This window comes from Pseudomonas sp. 11/12A (assembly GCF_000800055.1).
Taxonomy (GTDB): Bacteria; Pseudomonadota; Gammaproteobacteria; order Pseudomonadales; family Pseudomonadaceae; genus Aquipseudomonas; species Aquipseudomonas mohnii.
Map to the genome: position 1 here is coordinate 5,173,649 of NZ_JUGV01000001.1, position 17,393 is coordinate 5,191,041.

The 17,393-nt window shown below is 60.3% G+C and carries 17 protein-coding genes; 8 read left to right on the plus strand and 9 right to left on the minus strand.

Features of this window, described 5'->3' with window-relative positions; genetic code table 11:
- Window positions 1-69: 69 nt before the first annotated feature.
- Window positions 70-546, plus strand: a complete 477-nt coding sequence (locus tag GQ39_RS23845; RefSeq protein WP_047534831.1) for a hypothetical protein — start codon at window positions 70-72, stop codon at window positions 544-546.
- A gap of 60 nt (window positions 547-606) precedes the next feature.
- On the opposite strand, the gene GQ39_RS23850 is transcribed toward GQ39_RS23845, so the two are convergent.
- The 5 genes from GQ39_RS23850 to GQ39_RS23870 form a co-directional block, all read right to left on the minus strand.
- A complete protein-coding gene (locus GQ39_RS23850) occupies window positions 607-1,575 on the minus strand; it encodes a CDP-6-deoxy-delta-3,4-glucoseen reductase (protein WP_047534833.1) in 969 nt (322 codons plus the stop codon).
- Window positions 1,575-3,041: a 4-hydroxy-3-polyprenylbenzoate decarboxylase gene (gene ubiD / locus GQ39_RS23855; protein WP_047534836.1), complete on the minus strand. Its 1,467-nt coding sequence runs from the start codon at window positions 3,039-3,041 to the stop codon at window positions 1,575-1,577. The genes GQ39_RS23850 and ubiD overlap by 1 nt, the downstream gene beginning before the upstream one ends.
- A gap of 142 nt (window positions 3,042-3,183) precedes the next feature.
- Window positions 3,184-4,443: a transcription termination factor Rho gene (rho, locus tag GQ39_RS23860; RefSeq protein ID WP_017845130.1), complete on the minus strand. Its 1,260-nt coding sequence runs from the start codon at window positions 4,441-4,443 to the stop codon at window positions 3,184-3,186.
- Window positions 4,444-4,691: 248 nt separating this feature from the next.
- Window positions 4,692-5,021, minus strand: a complete 330-nt coding sequence (trxA, locus tag GQ39_RS23865; RefSeq protein WP_003206727.1) for a thioredoxin TrxA — start codon at window positions 5,019-5,021, stop codon at window positions 4,692-4,694.
- A gap of 119 nt (window positions 5,022-5,140) precedes the next feature.
- Window positions 5,141-5,848: a FadR/GntR family transcriptional regulator gene (locus tag GQ39_RS23870; protein WP_047534860.1), complete on the minus strand. Its 708-nt coding sequence runs from the start codon at window positions 5,846-5,848 to the stop codon at window positions 5,141-5,143.
- A 256-nt stretch (window positions 5,849-6,104) separates the two neighbouring features.
- Between GQ39_RS23870 and GQ39_RS23875 the strand changes: the two genes are divergently transcribed.
- From GQ39_RS23875 to ppx, 5 genes are all read left to right on the plus strand, one after another.
- Window positions 6,105-6,890 carry a transporter substrate-binding domain-containing protein gene (locus GQ39_RS23875; protein ID WP_047534861.1) on the plus strand — a complete coding sequence of 262 codons (786 nt, stop codon included), beginning with the start codon at window positions 6,105-6,107 and terminating at the stop codon, window positions 6,888-6,890.
- A gap of 22 nt (window positions 6,891-6,912) precedes the next feature.
- Window positions 6,913-7,593 (plus strand): amino acid ABC transporter permease, encoded by a 681-nt coding sequence (locus tag GQ39_RS23880; RefSeq protein ID WP_047534862.1) that lies wholly within the window; start codon window positions 6,913-6,915, stop codon window positions 7,591-7,593.
- Complete coding sequence (locus GQ39_RS23885; protein ID WP_047534865.1) at window positions 7,590-8,240, plus strand: amino acid ABC transporter permease; 651 nt, start codon at window positions 7,590-7,592, stop codon at window positions 8,238-8,240. Before GQ39_RS23880 ends, GQ39_RS23885 begins: the two co-directional genes overlap by 4 nt.
- A complete protein-coding gene (locus GQ39_RS23890; protein ID WP_047534868.1) occupies window positions 8,227-8,964 on the plus strand; it encodes an amino acid ABC transporter ATP-binding protein in 738 nt (245 codons plus the stop codon). Before GQ39_RS23885 ends, GQ39_RS23890 begins: the two co-directional genes overlap by 14 nt.
- A 128-nt stretch (window positions 8,965-9,092) precedes the next feature.
- Window positions 9,093-10,595, plus strand: a complete 1,503-nt coding sequence (gene ppx, locus GQ39_RS23895; protein ID WP_047539137.1) for an exopolyphosphatase — start codon at window positions 9,093-9,095, stop codon at window positions 10,593-10,595.
- A gap of 136 nt (window positions 10,596-10,731) precedes the next feature.
- Here the strand turns inward: ppx and ppk1 are convergent, their stop codons facing one another.
- Together ppk1 and hemB are read right to left on the minus strand one after the other, a co-directional pair.
- The gene (gene ppk1 / locus GQ39_RS23900; RefSeq protein ID WP_047534872.1) at window positions 10,732-12,954 is read right to left on the minus strand and encodes a polyphosphate kinase 1; all 2,223 of its coding nucleotides are present in this window, start codon (window positions 12,952-12,954) and stop codon (window positions 10,732-10,734) included.
- Window positions 12,955-12,972: 18 nt separating this feature from the next.
- Window positions 12,973-13,986, minus strand: a complete 1,014-nt coding sequence (hemB, locus tag GQ39_RS23905) for a porphobilinogen synthase (protein ID WP_047534874.1) — start codon at window positions 13,984-13,986, stop codon at window positions 12,973-12,975.
- 205 nt (window positions 13,987-14,191) lie between these two features.
- On the opposite strand from hemB, the gene GQ39_RS23910 reads away from it, so the two are divergent.
- Window positions 14,192-14,824: a DedA family protein gene (locus GQ39_RS23910; protein WP_047534876.1), complete on the plus strand. Its 633-nt coding sequence runs from the start codon at window positions 14,192-14,194 to the stop codon at window positions 14,822-14,824.
- Here the strand turns inward: GQ39_RS23910 and GQ39_RS23915 are convergent.
- Complete coding sequence (locus tag GQ39_RS23915; protein WP_047534879.1) at window positions 14,805-16,040, minus strand: sterol desaturase family protein; 1,236 nt, start codon at window positions 16,038-16,040, stop codon at window positions 14,805-14,807. The genes GQ39_RS23910 and GQ39_RS23915 overlap by 20 nt on opposite strands.
- A 115-nt stretch (window positions 16,041-16,155) precedes the next feature.
- On the opposite strand from GQ39_RS23915, the gene elbB reads away from it, so the two are divergent.
- A complete protein-coding gene (gene elbB / locus GQ39_RS23920) occupies window positions 16,156-16,824 on the plus strand; it encodes an isoprenoid biosynthesis glyoxalase ElbB (protein ID WP_047534882.1) in 669 nt (222 codons plus the stop codon).
- A gap of 51 nt (window positions 16,825-16,875) precedes the next feature.
- Here elbB and GQ39_RS23925 read toward each other — a convergent pair whose 3' ends face one another.
- Window positions 16,876-17,331 carry a YaiI/YqxD family protein gene (locus GQ39_RS23925; RefSeq protein ID WP_047534885.1) on the minus strand — a complete coding sequence of 152 codons (456 nt, stop codon included), beginning with the start codon at window positions 17,329-17,331 and terminating at the stop codon, window positions 16,876-16,878.
- Between the last annotated feature and the right edge of the window lie 62 nt (window positions 17,332-17,393).

Here is a 17,393-nt window from a genome sequence, read left to right on the forward strand (position 1 = left end):
CCCGTTGCCGGACGCCCACGTATAACGCCTCCTCAGGCGTAAGCCATACCGTTTAACAGAGGCTGGATGATGAGAAAGTCGGGGCTTTTCGCCGTATTGTTGATGGTCCAGGCCAGCCATGTAATGGCGACGGATGACGCACAACAAGACAAAGGCTTCTGGTATGCGCAGACCAGCGTCTACACCAAACATTACTCGCCTGATCCCGACCACAATAACAATCAGGACCTGATTGGCATTGAACGTAATCAAGCGTCTGGCTGGGTATTTGGCGGGGCAACTTTTCGCAACTCGTTCCGCCAGCGCTCCAACTATGCCTATGCCGGTAAACGCTATGAGAGCACCGAGTATCCGGTGTATCTGAAAGTGACCGCCGGGCTGCTCCAGGGCTACAGCGGCCAGTACAAGGACAAGATTCCGCTCAACCACTTCGGCATTGCGCCGGTGATCATTCCATCCATTGGCGCGCACTACGGCCCGCTGGCCGCCGAGTTGGTGTTCCTCGGCGCCAACGCGGCCATGGTGACGACGGGCATACGCTTCTAGAAAAGGCTTGCCGGGCGGCGATCAAAATCGCGGATCAAGATCGCGGCTCAAGAGCGCGGATCAAGATCGCGGCGCGTACGCAAATACGTCGGCGCGCATCTGATGAGCGTCCATCCCGGCCTCGACCAGCGCATCCAGCGTGCCGTAGACCATCGCCGGCGAGCCACTGGCGTACACGTGCAGCGCCTTGAGATCGGGAAAGTCTTCGCAGACGGCTTCATGCAACATGCCGCAGCGCCCCTGCCATCCGCATTGATCGCTAACGACTTTATGCAGGAACAGGTTGGGCAACTTCAGCCATTCGTCCCAATGCTCGATTTGATAAAAGTCTTCGGGACGACGCACCCCCCAATACAAATGCACAGGATGCTTGAAGCCGGTGGCGCGACAATGTTCGATCAGGCCGTGGACCTGGCCCATGCCGGTGCCTGCGGCAATCAATACCAATGGGCCGTCCGGCAACTCGGCCAGGTGCGTGTCGCCGAACGGCATGTCGATCCGCACCATCGCGTCGCGTTGCAGTTGCTTGATCAGGTTTAGCGCACTGGCTTCACGCGCCAGCACGTGGATTTCCAGATCACGCCCGGAGGAAGGGGCCGAGGCCAGGGAAAAGGACGACTTTTCGCCGTTGTCCCGATGAATCATCAGGTACTGGCCCGCATGATAGCGCGGCGGCTTGCCGGCCGGGGCCCGCAGTCGGACCCGCCAGGTATCACCGCCGACGTCGGTACAACTGATGACCTGACACGAAAGACTGCGCACCGGCAATTCTCCCAGCGCGAGCACGCCATCCCACAGCACGATGCAGTCTTCCAGCGGCTCTGCTATGCAAGTGTAGAACTCGCCATGGTCGCGCACACCGCCGTCCTGTTCGACACGCCCTTCCACCAGCAGCGCGGCACACACGTGGCAATTACCGTTACGACAGCTTTGCGGGCATTCATAACCCAGACGGCGTGCGCCATCGAGAATCCGCTCGCCGGGCAGAATATCCAGCACTGCTCCGGAGGGCTGCAAAGTTACACGCATCAATCTATTCCTAACTGATTCCAGATGGCATCGATCCGTTTGGTCACGGCTTCGTCCTTGACGATGACCCGACCCCACTCCCGCGTCGTTTCGCCCGGCCACTTATGCGTGGCATCGAGTCCCATCTTCGAGCCCAGACCGGACACCGGAGAGGCGAAGTCGAGGTAGTCGATCGGCGTGTTTTCGATCATCACCGTGTCGCGCTTGGGGTCCATGCGCGTGGTGATGGCCCAGATCACGTCGTTCCAGTCCCGTGCGTTGATATCGTCGTCAGTGACGATAACGAACTTGGTGTACATGAACTGTCGCAAAAACGACCAGACGCCGAGCATTACCCGCTTGGCGTGGCCCGGATACGACTTCTTCATGGTCACGACGGCCATGCGATACGAGCAACCTTCAGGCGGCAGGTAGAAATCGGTGATCTCCGGGAACTGCTTCTGCAGGATCGGCACGAATACTTCGTTCAGCGCCACCCCGAGGATCGCCGGCTCATCTGGTGGACGCCCGGTGTAGGTGCTGTGGTAAATCGGCTTGACGCGGTGGGTAATGCGCTCGACCGTGAACACCGGGAAGCTGTCGACTTCGTTGTAGTAGCCGGTGTGGTCGCCATACGGACCTTCGTCCGCCATTTCGCCTGGATGGATCACGCCTTCAAGGATGATTTCAGCCGTGGCCGGTACTTGCAGGTCGTTGCCACGGCACTTCACCAGTTCGGTTCGGTTGCCGCGCAGCAGGCCGGCGAAGGCGTACTCGGAGAGGCTATCGGGCACCGGGGTCACGGCGCCGAGAATGGTCGCGGGATCGGCGCCCAGGGCCACAGCTACCGGGAACGGCCGGCCCGGATGCTTCTCGCACCATTCACGGTAATCCAGCGCGCCACCACGATGGCTCAACCAACGCATGATGACCTTGTTGCGGCCAATCACTTGCTGGCGATAGATACCGAGGTTCTGGCGATCCTTGTTCGGGCCCTTGGTGACGGTCAGGCCCCAGGTGATCAGCGGGGCAACGTCGCCAGGCCAACAGGTCTGTACCGGCAACATGGCAAGATCGACATCGTCGCCTTCAATGACCACTTCCTGGCAAATGGCATCTTTGACGACCTTGGGCGCCATCGAGATGATCTTGCGGAAGATCGGCAGCTTGGACCAGGCATCTTTCAGCCCCTTCGGCGGCTCGGGCTCCTTGAGGAACGCCAGAAGCTTGCCGATTTCGCGCAGCTCGCTGACCGCTTCCGCGCCCATGCCCAGTGCGACGCGCTCAGGCGTCCCGAACAGGTTGCCGAGCACTGGAATGTCGTAACCGGTTGGTTTTTCGAATAACAGTGCCGGGCCCTTGGCACGTAGCGTACGGTCACAGACCTCGGTCATTTCCAGCACAGGGGACACCGGAACCTGGATGCGCTTGAGTTCTCCGCGCTGTTCCAGGCCGCTGATAAAGTCGCGCAAGTCGCGATACTGCATGCGTGAGCCTCGTTTTGGCCGTGGCGTTCGGGGGCTGGCAGTTTAGCGCCGAACCCTTCGGTTCAGAACCACGAACTGGCGTTTGATCAAAAATCAGATAGCAAAAAGCCGGGTTTCCCCGGCTTCTGCAGACCTGACCGACTTACTTGCGCTTCATCGACAAGAAGAACTCATCGTTGGTCTTGGTCGTTTTCAGCTTGTCGATCAGGAACTCGATGGCAGCCACTTCGTCCATCGGGTGCAGCAGCTTGCGCAGGATCCACATGCGCTGCAACTCGTCGTCTGCGGTCAGCAACTCTTCGCGGCGGGTGCCGGAACGGTTGATGTTGATCGCCGGGAAGACGCGTTTTTCGGCGATACGGCGATCCAGAGGCAGTTCCATGTTGCCGGTGCCTTTGAATTCCTCGTAGATCACTTCGTCCATCTTCGAACCGGTTTCAACCAGTGCGGTGGCGATAATGGTCAGCGAGCCGCCTTCTTCGATGTTCCGTGCGGCACCGAAGAAACGTTTCGGTTTCTCCAGGGCGTGGGCATCGACACCACCGGTCAGCACCTTGCCGGAGCTCGGGATCACGGTGTTGTAGGCACGGGCCAGACGGGTGATGGAGTCGAGCAGGATCACCACGTCTTTCTTGTGCTCGACCAGGCGCTTGGCCTTCTCGATCACCATCTCGGCAACCTGCACGTGGCGGGTTGGCGGCTCGTCGAACGTCGAGGCAACCACTTCGCCGCGCACGGTGCGCTGCATTTCGGTGACTTCTTCCGGACGTTCGTCGATCAGCAACACGATCAGATGAACTTCAGGATTGTTGCGCGCGATGTTGGCGGCGATGTTCTGCAGCATGATCGTCTTACCGGCTTTCGGCGGTGCAACGATCAGACCGCGCTGGCCTTTGCCGATCGGGGCGCACAGGTCGATGACACGACCGGTCAAGTCTTCGGTGGAACCGTTACCGGCTTCCATCTTCATGCGCACGGTCGGGAACAGCGGGGTCAGGTTCTCGAAGAGAATCTTGTTTTTCGCGTTTTCCGGACGGTCGAAGTTGATCGTATCGACCTTGAGCAGCGCGAAATAACGCTCGCCTTCCTTCGGAGGACGGATCTTGCCAACGATGGTGTCACCGGTGCGCAAGTTGAAGCGACGGATCTGGCTCGGCGAGACGTAGATATCGTCTGGGCCGGCGAGATAAGAGGCGTCTGCAGAGCGGAGAAAGCCGAAGCCGTCCTGGAGAATCTCCAGCACGCCATCACCGGAGATTTCCTCGCCGCTTTTCGCGTGCTTTTTCAGCAGGGAGAAAATCACGTCCTGCTTGCGCGAACGGGCCATATTTTCTATGCCCATCTGTTCGGCCAATTCGAGCAGTTCGGTAATCGGCTTTTGCTTGAGTTCAGTCAGATTCATATAGGAATGACGTAATCATTTATGGAGGGGGGAAATTAAGCTTTTGGCTTAATGAGGCCGCGCCGCAGAGAAGGCGACAGGATCGCGTACTTATTCGAAAAGGAGAGCGTCGGCGACGGCTAGCAGGGGGCACTGGAGAAACCAGTGCGGGGCCGAATGTAACACCTGAGTTTCGGAGCGTCTAGCCCTCAGCAACGAAAAAGGCCCCGCAATTTGCGGGGCCTTTTTCAATAACACGACATCGACGCTTAGATGTTGGCGTCGAGGAAGGCCGCCAACTGCGACTTCGACAGCGCGCCGACCTTGGTCGCTTCAACGTTGCCGTTCTTGAACAGCATCAGGGTCGGAATGCCACGCACGCCATGCTTGGCCGGGGTTTCCTGGTTTTCGTCGATGTTCAGTTTGGCAACGGTCAGCTTGCCTTTGTAAGTCTCGGCAATTTCGTCCAGAACAGGAGCGATCATTTTGCAAGGGCCACACCATTCAGCCCAGTAATCGACCAGTACAGCGCCTTCAGCCTTGAGTACGTCGGCCTCGAAGCTAGCGTCGCTAACGTGTTTGATAAGATCGCTGCTCATGGAATTCTCCGGGGTTGTAAGCAAAAACGTGGCCCATCATAGCCGCCCTTCCCGTGTTCAGGAAGCCGCAGATGATTGAGTCTCGCTATGGTGATACATGAGTTTGGGTATAGCCCAAGTCACGTCATGGCGGGAGCGACGAAAGCGATTCCAGTGCGCAGGGCGGCATTGCGCACATGCTCATGCATGGCTTTCTGGGCGGCGCCCGAGGCCCGCCGGGCCAGCGCACGAAGGATTTTACGGTGCTCCTGCCAGGTCTCCATGGCCCGCTCGGCCCGGATGAACGGTAGTTTCTGGCTTTCCAGGAAGATGTCGGCACTGGCGGTCAGGATGCTCAGCATCGCCTGGTTGCCGCTGGCGAGCAGAATGCGCCGATGGAATTCGAAGTCCAGGCGCGCCGCGGCCTCAAAGTCCCCGGCCTTCAGTTCGTTGCGCATGGCGGCGACATTATCTTCCAGCACATCAAGCTCATCGGTGCTCAAGGTCACGGCAGCCAGCCCCGCAGCGAACCCCTCCAGCGCATAGCGCAATTGAAAGATATCCAGCGGCGAAGCCTGGGCCGCGAACGGCCAGCTCGGCGCGCCCTCGCCTCGCGGCAGTTCCACGGGCGACTGCACGAACACGCCTTTACCCGGCTGGATGCTGATGACCCCCAGCGCACTGAGCGACGATAACGCTTCGCGCAAAGACGCCCGACTGACCCCCAATTGCACCGCCAGGTCCCGTTGCGAGGGCAAGGCATCGCCCGGGCCGAAACCCTGTTCGGTGATCAGTTTGCGGATGGCTTGCAGCGCCACTTCAGGTACGGCGCGGGAGATCGAATTCATGGTTTTCCAGACGAACCAGGCCAATGTGCGGGTAGTTGTAAAGCTATTCACGGCGTCCGGCAAGTCGTGCCCCATGGGGGTTCGGCGATTTTCACAGATGCGCCATCGAGGTGCGAAACAACACCTGACTGTTCAGACCAGTAAGACCTTGCCACACCAGTAAAACCGCGGCCTGGCAGCCGGAAAACCCTATATTGGCATGCCCCGTGCTCTGTCGAATCGCAGAAATTACTCCTAGCCGATTCGGAGATTTGCCATGATCCAGCGTTACAGCGCCCTACTCGCTGCCCTGTTTGCCAGCCTGATGCTGAGCCAGGCACCCGCCCACGCCGACGGCCTGGAAGATGTGCTCAAGCGTGGCGTCCTCAAAGTCGCCGTGCCTCAGGACTTTCCGCCCTTCGGCTCAGTCGGCCCGGACATGAAGCCACGGGGCCTCGACATCGACACCGCGAAGCTGCTGGCCGACCAGCTCAAGGTCAAACTCGAGCTGACGCCGGTCAACAGCACCAACCGGATCCCGTTCCTGACCACCGGCAAGGTTGACCTGGTGATCTCCAGCCTCGGCAAGAATCCCGAACGTGAAAAAGTCATCGACTTCTCCCGGGCCTACGCGCCGTTCTACCTGGCCGTGTTCGGCCCGCCAGACGCCAACGTCAAGAGCCTGGACGATCTCAAGGGCAAAACCATCAGCGTCACCCGTGGCGCCATCGAAGACATCGAACTGACCAAGGTCGCCCCCGAAGGCGTGACCATCAAGCGTTTCGAGGACAACAACTCGACCATCGCCGCTTACCTGGCCGGTCAGGTCGACCTGATCGCCAGCGGCAACGTGGTGATGGTGGCGATCAGCGAGAAAAGCCCGAAACGCGTGCCGGCGTTGAAAGTGAAGCTCAAGGATTCGCCGGTCTATGTCGGCGTGAACAAGAACGAGCCGGCACTGCTGGACAAGGTCAACCAGATCCTCGTCACCGCCAAGGGCGATGGCGCCCTGGAGAAAAACGCCCTGACCTGGCTGAAAGAACCGCTGCCGGCCGACCTCTGACTCTGCGTGCAGGAGCCCCTATATGGCTTATCAGTTCGATTTCCTGCCGGTGGTGCAAAACACCGATCTGCTGCTGCGCGGTGCGCTGTTCACCCTTGAGCTGACGGCCATCGGCGCGGTGCTCGGGGTGAGTATCGGCATCGTGGGCGCGTTGGTGCGGGCGTGGAACATCCGCCCGTTCGCCGGGATTTTCGGCGTCTATGTCGAGTTGATCCGCAACACGCCATTCCTGGTGCAGCTGTTTTTCATCTTCTTCGGCCTGCCGTCGCTGGGCCTGCAGATTTCCGAATGGCAGGCCGCGGTGCTGGCGATGGTGATCAACCTGGGCGCGTACTCCACCGAGATCATCCGCGCCGGCATTCAGGCGATTCCACGGGGTCAACTGGAAGCCGCGGCGGCATTGGCGATGACGCGCTTCGAAGCGTTCCGTCACGTGGTGCTGTTGCCGGCGCTGAGCAAGGTCTGGCCGGCCCTGAGCAGCCAGATCATCATCGTCATGCTCGGTTCGGCGGTGTGTTCGCAGATCGCTACCGAAGAGCTGAGCTTCGCCGCCAACTTTATTCAGTCGCGCAACTTCCGCGCCTTTGAAACCTACGCCCTGACCACGCTGATCTACCTGTGCATGGCCCTGCTGATCCGCCAGTTGCTCAACTGGATCGGTCATCGGTTTGTCGCAAGAAACAGCGCAAGGAGCAGCCGATGAGCGATTTCACCTTCCTGGACATCGTGCGCAATCTGCTCACAGGCCTGCAATGGACGCTGGCGCTATCACTGGTGGCGTTCATCGGTGGCGGCTTGATCGGGCTGCTGATCATGGTGATGCGCATCTCGGACAATCCCCTGCCACGCAATTTCGCCCGCACCTACATCGAACTGTTCCAGGGCACGCCGCTGCTGATGCAGCTGTTTCTGGTGTTCTTCGGCGTCGCGTTGGCCGGGGTGGAGATTTCGCCGTGGGCGGCAGCAGCGCTAGCCTTGACCCTGTTCACCAGCGCTTATCTGGCGGAGATCTGGCGTGGTTGCGTCGAGTCCATCCCCAACGGCCAGTGGGAAGCCTCGTCCAGCCTGGCGCTGAGCCGGCTTGAACAGTTGCGCTACGTCATCCTGCCGCAGGCACTGCGCATCGCCGTGGCGCCGACCGTGGGCTTCTCGGTGCAGGTGGTCAAAGGCACCGCCGTGACCTCGATCATCGGCTTCACCGAGCTGACCAAAACCGGCGGCATGCTCGCCAACGCCACCTTCGAACCGTTCATGGTCTACGGCCTCGTCGCCCTCGGCTACTTCTTGCTCTGCTACCCCTTGTCCCTCAGTGCGCGCTACCTGGAAAGGAGACTGCATGCCTCTGCTTAGAATTTCCGCCCTGCATAAATATTACGGCGATCACCATGTGCTCAAAGGCATCGACCTGAGTGTCGAGGAAGGCCAGGTGGTGGCAATCATCGGGCGCAGCGGCTCGGGTAAATCGACCCTGCTGCGCACCCTGAACGGTCTGGAATCGATCAACGACGGCGTCATCGAAGTCGACGGCGAATACCTCGACGCCGCCCGCGCGGACCTGCGCAGCCTGCGGCAAAAAGTCGGCATGGTGTTCCAGCAGTTCAACCTGTTCCCGCACCTGACGGTGGGCGAAAACGTGATGCTCGCGCCGCAAGTGGTGCAGAAAGTGCCGAAAGCCAAGGCCGCCGAGCTGGCGCGGCAGATGCTGGAACGCGTCGGGCTGGGAGAGAAATTCGATGCCTTCCCTGATCGACTGTCCGGTGGGCAGCAACAACGCGTGGCGATTGCCCGTGCGCTGGCGATGTCACCGAAAGTACTGCTGTGCGATGAAATCACCTCGGCGCTGGACCCGGAGCTGGTCAACGAAGTGCTCAGCGTGGTCCGGCAACTGGCCAGGGAGGGCATGACGCTGATCATGGTCACCCACGAAATGCGCTTTGCCCGGGAGGTTGGGGATAAGTTGGTGTTCATGCATCAGGGCAAGGTGCATGAAGTGGGGGATCCGAAAGTGCTGTTCGCCAATCCGCAGACGGCGGAGCTGGCGAATTTCATCGGGACGGTGGAAGCGGCTGGTTGAACTATCTGTGGCGAGGGGGCCTACCCCTTCGCCACAGGTATGCGCAGGATCAACGCTTTGATCACTGCGCGTTGGCGGCAGCCTTTGATCGTGGCACGATGGCAGGGTTATCGACCGAGAGCCTGACCATGCCGCAATCCCAAGCCAAGAATCTGTCCTTGATCGCCGCAATCGACCTGGGCTCCAACAGCTTTCACATGGTCGTGGCCAAGGCCCAGAACGGCGAGATCCGCATTCTCGAACGTCTCGGGGAGAAGGTTCAGCTGGCGGCCGGCATCGACGAGGAGCGCAAGCTCAGCGAAGAATCGATGCAGCGCGGACTCGATTGCCTGAAACGCTTCGCCCAACTGATAAACGGTATGCCACTGGGCGCCGTGCGCATTGTTGGCACCAACGCCCTGCGCGAAGCCCGCAACCGGGCTGAATTCATCCACCGCGCCGAAAAGATACTCGGCCATCCGGTGGAAGTCATTTCCGGCCGTGAAGAAGCGCGCCTGATCTATCTGGGCGTCTCCCACACCCTCGCCGACACCCCGGGCAAACGCCTCGTGGCCGACATCGGCGGCGGCAGTACCGAGTTCATCATCGGCCAGCGTTTCGAACCCCTGCTGCGCGAAAGCCTGCAGATGGGCTGCGTCAGCTTCACCCAGCGCTACTTCAAGGACGGCAAGATCACCCCGGCCCGCTACGCCCAGGCGTACACGGCGGCGCGGCTGGAGATCATGAGCATCGAACACGCCCTGCATCGCCTGACCTGGGATGAAGCCATCGGCTCCTCGGGCACCATCCGCGCCATCGGCCTGGCGCTGAAGGCGGGCGGTCACGGCACGGGGGAAGTGAACGCCGAGGGCCTGGCCTGGCTCAAGCGCAAACTGATCAAGCTCGGCGACGTCGATAAAATCGACTTCGAAGGCATCAAACCGGACCGTCGCGCCATTTTCCCGGCCGGCCTGGCGATTCTCGAAGCCATTTTCGACGCCCTCGAACTGCAACGCATGGACCATTGTGAAGGCGCGCTGCGTGAAGGCGTGCTCTACGACCTGCTGGGTCGCCATCATCACGAAGACGTGCGCGAGCGCACCCTTACCTCGCTGATGGAGCGCTACCACGTCGATCTGGAACAAGCGGTGCGGGTCGAGCGCAAGGCCCTGCATGCGTTCGATCAGGTGGCCAAGGATTGGGATCTGGAAGACGGTGTCTGGCGCGAACTGCTCGGCTGGGCCGCCAAGGTCCATGAAGTGGGTCTGGACATCGCCCACTACCAGTACCACAAGCATGGCGCCTACCTGATCGAACACTCGGACCTGGCCGGCTTCTCCCGCGAAGACCAATTGATGCTCGCGCTGCTGGTGCGCGGCCACCGACGCAACATTCCCAAGGACAAGTTTGCCGATTTCGGCGATGACGGCATCAAGCTGATTCGCCTGTGCGTGCTGCTGCGCTTCGCGATCCTGTTCCATCACATCCGCGGCACCCAGCAAATGCCTCAGGTGGAACTGAATGCCAATGGCAACAGCCTGGAAGTGGTGTTCCCGGAAAACTGGCTGGACGAAAACCAACTGACCCAGGCCGATTTCGCCATCGAAGCGGAATGGCTGACCCGGGTCGACATCGTCCTCAGCGTCCGCTAGAGCCCTGTAGGAGCGAGCTTGCTCGCGAAAAACCTGAGGGCAACACGTTTATCCAGGCAGCACGCATAATCGTTCACAGTGCACATGAAAAAGGGCGATCCAGTTGGATCGCCCTTTTTTGTCCACCTGATCCGCGTTAACGGACGGCCAGGATCGGGCTGCCCAAACGCTCCAGCAACGTCGCCTGGGCGCTGCGCGGGTTCTGGTTGCCGGTTGGCGTGTTACGGATGTAACGACCGTCCGACTGCAGGCTCCAGCTGTGGGTGTTATCGGTGAGATAAAGCTCCAGCTCTTTCTTGACCCGCATGATCAGCTTCTTGCCTTCTACCGGGAAGCAAGTCTCGACGCGCTTGTCGAGGTTGCGCTCCATCCAGTCGGCACTGGAGAGGAACATTTGCTCTTCACCGCCGTTGAGGAAATAGAAGACCCGCGTGTGTTCCAGGAAACGGCCGATGATCGAGCGCACGTGAATGTTGTGCGAAACCCCGGCGATGCCCGGCCGCAGGCAGCACATGCCACGCACCACCAGATCGATGCGCACGCCTGACTGACTGGCCTTGTACAACGCGCGGATGATCTTCGGATCGGTCAGCGAGTTGAACTTGGCGATGATGTGCGCCGGTTTGCCGTCGAGGGCGAACTGGGTTTCGCGGGCAATCATGTCGAGCATGCCCTTCTTCAGGGTGAACGGCGCATGCAGCAGCTTCTTCATGCGCAACGTCTTACCCATACCGATTAACTGGCTGAACAGCTTGCCGACGTCTTCACACAAGGCATCGTCGGAGGTCAGCAGGCTGTAGTCGGTGTACAGGCGGGCGTTACCGGCGTGGTAGTTACCCGTGCCCAAGTGTGCGTAACGCACGATTTCACCGGCCTCGCGACGCAGGATCAGCATCATCTTGGCGTGGGTCTTGAAGCCGACCACGCCGTAGATCACCACCGCCCCCGCCGCTTGCAGACGGCTGGCCAGCTGCAGGTTGGACTCTTCGTCGAACCGCGCGCGCAATTCAATGACGGCGGTGACTTCCTTGCCGTTACGCGCGGCATCCACCAGCGCGTCGACGATTTCCGAGTTGGCGCCAGAGCGGTACAGGGTCTGCCGTACGGCCAGAACGTGCGGGTCTTTTGCCGCCTGACGCAGCAGGTCGACCACCGGGGTGAACGACTCGAATGGGTGCAGCAACAGGATGTCCTGCTTGCTGATCACGCTGAAGATGTTTTCGCTGTTCTGCAGCAGTTTCGGGATCTGCGGCGTGAACGGCAGGTATTGCAGCTCGCGCTGGCTGTCCAGGCCGGTGATGCTGAACAGTCGCGTCAGGTTCACCGGGCCATTGACCTGGTACAGCTCGGTCTCGCTCAGGTTGAACTGCTTGAGCAGGTAGTCGGACAGGTGTTTCGGGCAGGTATCGGCCACTTCCAGACGCACCGCATCACCGTAGCGACGGGAGAACAGTTCGCCACGCAGGGCACGGGCCAAGTCCTCGACATCCTCGGAGTCCAGCGCCAGGTCGGCGTTACGGGTCAGGCGGAACTGATAGCAGCCCTTGACCTTCATGCCCTGGAACAGGTCATCGGCGTGAGCGTGGATCATCGACGACAGGAACACATAGTTGTCGCCGGAGCCGCCGACTTCTTCCGGCACCTTGATGATCCGTGGCAGCAGGCGCGGGGCCGGGATGATCGCCAGGCCGGAATCGCGACCGAAGGCGTCGACGCCTTCGAGCTCGACAATGAAGTTCAGGCTCTTGTTGACCAGTAACGGGAACGGGTGCGTCGGGTCGAGGCCGATCGGGGTGATGATCGGGGCGATCTCGTCGCGGAAATAGCGGCGAACCCAGGTCTTGAGCTTGGTCGTCCAGTGCCGGCGACGAATGAAGCGGACCTGATGCTTTTCCAGTTCCGGCAACAGAATGTCGTTGAGGATCGCGTACTGACGGTCAACGTGACCGTGCACCAGCTCACTGATGCGGGCCAGGGCCTGATGGGGTTGCAGACCGTCGGCACCGGCCTGTTCACGGGCGAAGGTGATCTGCTTCTTCAGGCCGGCCACGCGAATTTCGAAGAACTCGTCCAGGTTGCTGGAGAAGATCAGCAGAAACTTCAACCGCTCCAGCAACGGGTAGGACTCATCCAGCGCCTGTTCCAGCACGCGGATGTTGAATTGCAGTTGCGACAGCTCGCGGTGGATGTACAGGCTGCTGTCATCCAGGCCTGGAATGACAATCGCTGGCGCTGCCACAACGGTTTCGGCGACCACCACAGGCGGAGCAGGCTCCAATTCCGGCGGGGTTTCGGCGATTTGCTCCACCACGGGTTGAGCGTCTTTTACGGCAACTTCAGTCAGTCCTTCGGTATTCATCACATGTTCCTGGGAGGGCTATTTTTGCTCTCGTAACAATTGAGCTGCGCGAACGGCAAAGTACGTCAGGATGCCATCAGCGCCGGCACGTTTAAAGGCGGTCAGGGATTCGAGGATCACCCCTTCGCTCAACCAGCCATTCTGGATCGCTGCCATGTGCATGGCGTACTCGCCGCTGACTTGATAAACAAAAGTCGGCACTTTGAATTCTTCCTTGACCCGGCAGAGGATGTCCAGATAGGGCATGCCAGGCTTGACCATGACCATGTCTGCGCCTTCTGACAAGTCAGCCGCCACTTCGTGCAGGGCTTCGTTGCTGTTGGCCGGGTCCATCTGATAGGAGGCTTTGTTGGCCTTGCCCAGGTTCAGCGCCGACCCGACGGCATCGCGGAACGGTCCGTAATAGGCACTGGCGTACTTCGCCGAATAGGCCATGATCCGCACATTGACATGATCGGCCAGTTCCAGAGCCTCGCGAATGGCCTGGATGCGGCCGTCCATCATGTCCGACGGGGCCACCACCTGAGCGCCGGCTTCGGCATGGGACAGGGCTTGCTTGACCAGTGCGTCGACGGTGATGTCGTTCTGTACATAACCTTCTTCGTCGAGAATGCCGTCCTGGCCATGGGTGGTGAACGGGTCCAGCGCGACGTCGGTGATCACGCCCAGCTCAGGAAACTGCGCACGCAAGGCGCGGGTGGCACGCTGGGCGATACCGTTGGGGTTCCAGGCTTCGGCGGCGTCCAGCGACTTGAGTTCCGGCGGCGTTACCGGGAACAGCGCCAGCGCCGGAATCCCCAGCTCGACCCATTTGGCCGCCTCTTCCAGCAACAGATCGATGGTCAGGCGTTCGACGCCCGGCATCGAGGCGACCGCTTCGCGACGGTTTTCACCGTCCAGCACAAATACCGGCAGAATCAGATCATCGACGGTCAACACGTTTTCACGAACCAGACGACGCGAAAATTCATCACGGCGGTTGCGGCGCAGGCGGGTTGCAGGGAACAAACGGTTGGCGGGGGTAAAGCTCACGGCAGACTCCTGAGCCCGCTGGCGTGCGAGCGTGACAGTTATAAGCGGCCATTATGACGATCGCGTGACAGTTATGTGCACGCTGCGACATGTAGCCGCATTCCATTGTCCTTGTAGGAAATGTTCACGTCGAGACACATTTCGACACTTTCCTGAATGTGTACGAAGGGTTAGGCTGCGCGTTCATTTCGCCAGCACCCAGACAATGCTCCAACAATTTCTGCATGACTTTGGCTATTTTGCCTTGTTTCTCGGCACGTTCTTCGAAGGCGAAACCATTCTGGTGCTCGCAGGCTTCCTCGCGTTCCGTGGATACATGGATATCAACCTGGTGGTGGTCGTGGCGTTCTTCGGCAGTTATGCCGGCGATCAGCTGTGGTACTTCATGGGGCGAAAGCATGGCCGCAAGTTGCTTGCGCGCAAACCTCGCTGGCAACTGATGGGTGACCGGGCGCTGGAACACATCCGCAAACACCCGGACATTTGGGTGCTGAGCTTCCGCTTCGTCTATGGGTTGCGCACGGTAATGCCCGTGGCCATCGGTCTTTCGGGCTATCCACCGGGGCGATACCTGCTGCTCAACGGCATAGGCGCGGCGGTCTGGGCGGCCGCACTGGCCGCTGCCGCGTATCACTTCGGCGCGGTGCTCGAAGGCATGCTCGGCAGCATCAAGAAGTACGAGCTATGGGTCCTCGGCGCCCTGCTGGTGCTGGGCCTGGTCTTGTGGCTGCGCCGACGCTTCAAGAATGCCCGCCTGGCCCGGCAGATTTATGCCGACGAGCAAGCCTTGAAGGCAGAGCAGGCCAAAATCGAAAACGCTAAGACGCCAACCGAGTGAAGCGGTTTCTGCAGCAGTAGAGACCGATACCGCTGAGCAGGCTGTAACTGGCCAGGCCGACCCAGCCCACCGCGCTGGCCGGCCACAGCCCCACCAGTGGCGCCAGCCATACCAGCGGCACATTCGACGCCAGTCGCAACAACTCCAGCTTCAACGCCCACGGGCGATTCTCCAGGGCCACCCCCAGCACAAACAGCCCCAACGCCACTGCACTCCAGCCCAGGATCAGGGCAGCGGTCGGCAGGCTCGGCTCCAGATTCATCAAGTAGCTGCCCAACGCGATGTACACGCAGAACTGCAGCAAGACGTAGAGTTGCTGACGTCCGTCCAGCGGCACCTCGAATTTGCGGAACTGGCTCAGGTCCGGTTTGTTCATCGGGTATTTGGCCGCCACATCCGCCGGCCGCCAACCGGTGCGCATGAACCAGATCCGCAATTTGTCCCAGGTGCTTTCGGCGCGCCGCGCATCCGCCCACAACTGCGCATAGAACTGCACGTTCGCCCAGATCGGATTCCAGCTCGCCAGCGGCGTGGTCACGCCGAAAATCACCGGTTCGTTGTCGTCCTCCTCCTGGAACGAGCCGAACAGACGGTCCCAAATAATGAACACCCCGCCATAGTTGCGATCCATGTAGAGAGCGTTCTGTGCATGGTGAGCCCGATGATTGGACGGCGTGACAAAGAACCACTCGAACCAGCCGAGCTTGGGAATGTGCCGGGTATGCACCCAGAACTGGTACAGCAGGTTCAGCGCGGCGACGCTGACGAATACCAAAAGCGGCACGCCAACCACCGCCATGGGCAGGTAGAAGATCCAGCTCAGCAGGAACCCGGTGCTGGTCTGACGCAGGGCGGTGGAGAGGTTGTAGTCCTCGCTCTGGTGATGCACCGAATGCGCGGCCCAGAGGATGTTGCGTTCATGGCCCATTCGATGCAGCCAGTAGTAGCAGAAGTCGTAAAGGACGAAGGCGAAAACCCAGACCCAAACGCTGTCGGCCGAAAGCTCGAACAGCGCCAGATGCTTGAGGGCAAACGCATAGGTGACCAGTCCCACGCCCTTGGTCAGCAGGCCGGTGGTGGTCGACAGCACGCCGGTGCTGATGCTGTTGATCGCGTCCGCCACCCGATAGTTGCTCACCCCGCGCCAACGGTCGGCCAGCAGCTCGACGGCAATCAGCACAAAGAAAAATGGCACCGCATACAGAATGAAGTCCATGACGCGCCCTGATCGGAATCCTGGGGACAGATCCTATGTGTAGCCGCGATTTAACCCTATGGCAACGAGTGACAAATTAGTGGACATTTAACGCCATGAATCTGGAGAAAAGCTTATGAGCAAAAAAGTTGCAGTGATCCTTTCCGGTTGTGGCGTGTACGACGGCGCAGAGATCTACGAAAGCGTGATTACCTTGCTGCGCCTGGACCAGCGTGGCGCGCAAGTGCAGTGCTTTGCCCCGGACATCGCGCAGCTGCATGTGATCAACCACCTGACCGGCGAAGAAATGCCCGAGTCGCGCAACGTGCTGGTGGAGTCGGCGCGCATCGCCCGTGGCGAGGTCAAGGACATCCGCGAAGCCAACGCCGAAGACTTCGATGCCTTGATCGTTCCCGGCGGTTTCGGTTCGGCCAAGAATCTCTCCAACTTTGCCGTCGAAGGCACCGGCTGCACCGTGCAACCGGACGTACTGGCCCTGACCGAAGCCTTTGCCGAGGCCGGCAAACCGGTCGGTCTGATCTGCATCTCGCCGGCCCTGGCGGCGAAAATCTACGGGCCGGGCGTGATCTGCACCATCGGCAACGACGCCGACACCGCTGCCGCCCTGAACAAGATGGGCGCGACCCACAAAGACTGCGCGGTCAGCGAAATCGTCGAAGACAAGGCACGCAAACTGGTGACTACCCCGGCGTACATGCTGGCGCAGTCGATCAGCGAAGCGGCCTCCGGCATCAACAAACTGGTCGACCGCGTACTTGAGCTGACCCACGAAAACGAGGCCTGACACCCTTTCAATGTGGGAGCGAGCTTGCTCCCACAGGGTTTTTCGTCCGACTCAGGCGTTGCGTGATAACCGGGTCAATATCCGATCCAGCGCATTGGCAAACGCCTGCTTTTCCCGCTCGCCAAACGGTGCCGGGCCGCCGCTCATCTGCCCCTGCTCTCGCAGATCGGTGAACAGGTTACGCACTGCCAGCCGGTCACCCATGTTCTGCGCATCGAACTCCTTGCCTCGCGGGTCCAGCGCCGAAACGCCTTTCTTCACCAGGCGGTCGGCCAGCGGCACATCGCTGCAGATCACCAGCTCCCCAGGCACGGCGTGTTCTACCAGGTAATCATCGGCCGCATCCGGACCGCTCGGCACCACGATCAGCTTTACCAGCGTCAGGCCCGGCTTGATCTGCGGCTGCCCGGCCACCAGCACCACTTCGAACCGGCGCTTCAGGGCGAACTTCACCACCAGGTCCTTGGCCGCCCGAGGGCAAGCGTCGGCATCGATCCAGACACGCATCAGTTTTTCCTCTTCCGAAAAGCATCGCGAGCAGGCTCGCTCCCACAAGGTTAGCGCTAATC

Bases quoted from the DNA above. Each gene is read 5' to 3' on its own strand.
- rho (WP_017845130.1), bottom strand. From the start codon at position 4,443: ATGAATCTGACTGAACTCAAGCAAAAGCCGATTACCGAACTGCTCGAA.
- elbB (WP_047534882.1), top strand. From the start codon at position 16,156: ATGAGCAAAAAAGTTGCAGTGATCCTTTCCGGTTGTGGCGTGTACGAC.
- GQ39_RS23910 (WP_047534876.1), top strand. From the start codon at position 14,192: ATGCTCCAACAATTTCTGCATGACTTTGGCTATTTTGCCTTGTTTCTC.
- GQ39_RS23885 (WP_047534865.1), top strand. From the start codon at position 7,590: ATGAGCGATTTCACCTTCCTGGACATCGTGCGCAATCTGCTCACAGGC.
- GQ39_RS23850 (WP_047534833.1), bottom strand. From the start codon at position 1,575: ATGCGTGTAACTTTGCAGCCCTCCGGAGCAGTGCTGGATATTCTGCCC.
- ppk1 (WP_047534872.1), bottom strand. From the start codon at position 12,954: ATGAATACCGAAGGACTGACTGAAGTTGCCGTAAAAGACGCTCAACCC.
- trxA (WP_003206727.1), bottom strand. From the start codon at position 5,021: ATGAGCAGCGATCTTATCAAACACGTTAGCGACGCTAGCTTCGAGGCC.
- GQ39_RS23875 (WP_047534861.1), top strand. From the start codon at position 6,105: ATGATCCAGCGTTACAGCGCCCTACTCGCTGCCCTGTTTGCCAGCCTG.
- ubiD (WP_047534836.1), bottom strand. From the start codon at position 3,041: ATGCAGTATCGCGACTTGCGCGACTTTATCAGCGGCCTGGAACAGCGC.
- GQ39_RS23880 (WP_047534862.1), top strand. From the start codon at position 6,913: ATGGCTTATCAGTTCGATTTCCTGCCGGTGGTGCAAAACACCGATCTG.
- GQ39_RS23890 (WP_047534868.1), top strand. From the start codon at position 8,227: ATGCCTCTGCTTAGAATTTCCGCCCTGCATAAATATTACGGCGATCAC.
- GQ39_RS23925 (WP_047534885.1), bottom strand. From the start codon at position 17,331: ATGCGTGTCTGGATCGATGCCGACGCTTGCCCTCGGGCGGCCAAGGAC.
- GQ39_RS23870 (WP_047534860.1), bottom strand. From the start codon at position 5,848: ATGAATTCGATCTCCCGCGCCGTACCTGAAGTGGCGCTGCAAGCCATC.
- GQ39_RS23915 (WP_047534879.1), bottom strand. From the start codon at position 16,040: ATGGACTTCATTCTGTATGCGGTGCCATTTTTCTTTGTGCTGATTGCC.
- GQ39_RS23845 (WP_047534831.1), top strand. From the start codon at position 70: ATGAGAAAGTCGGGGCTTTTCGCCGTATTGTTGATGGTCCAGGCCAGC.
- ppx (WP_047539137.1), top strand. From the start codon at position 9,093: ATGCCGCAATCCCAAGCCAAGAATCTGTCCTTGATCGCCGCAATCGAC.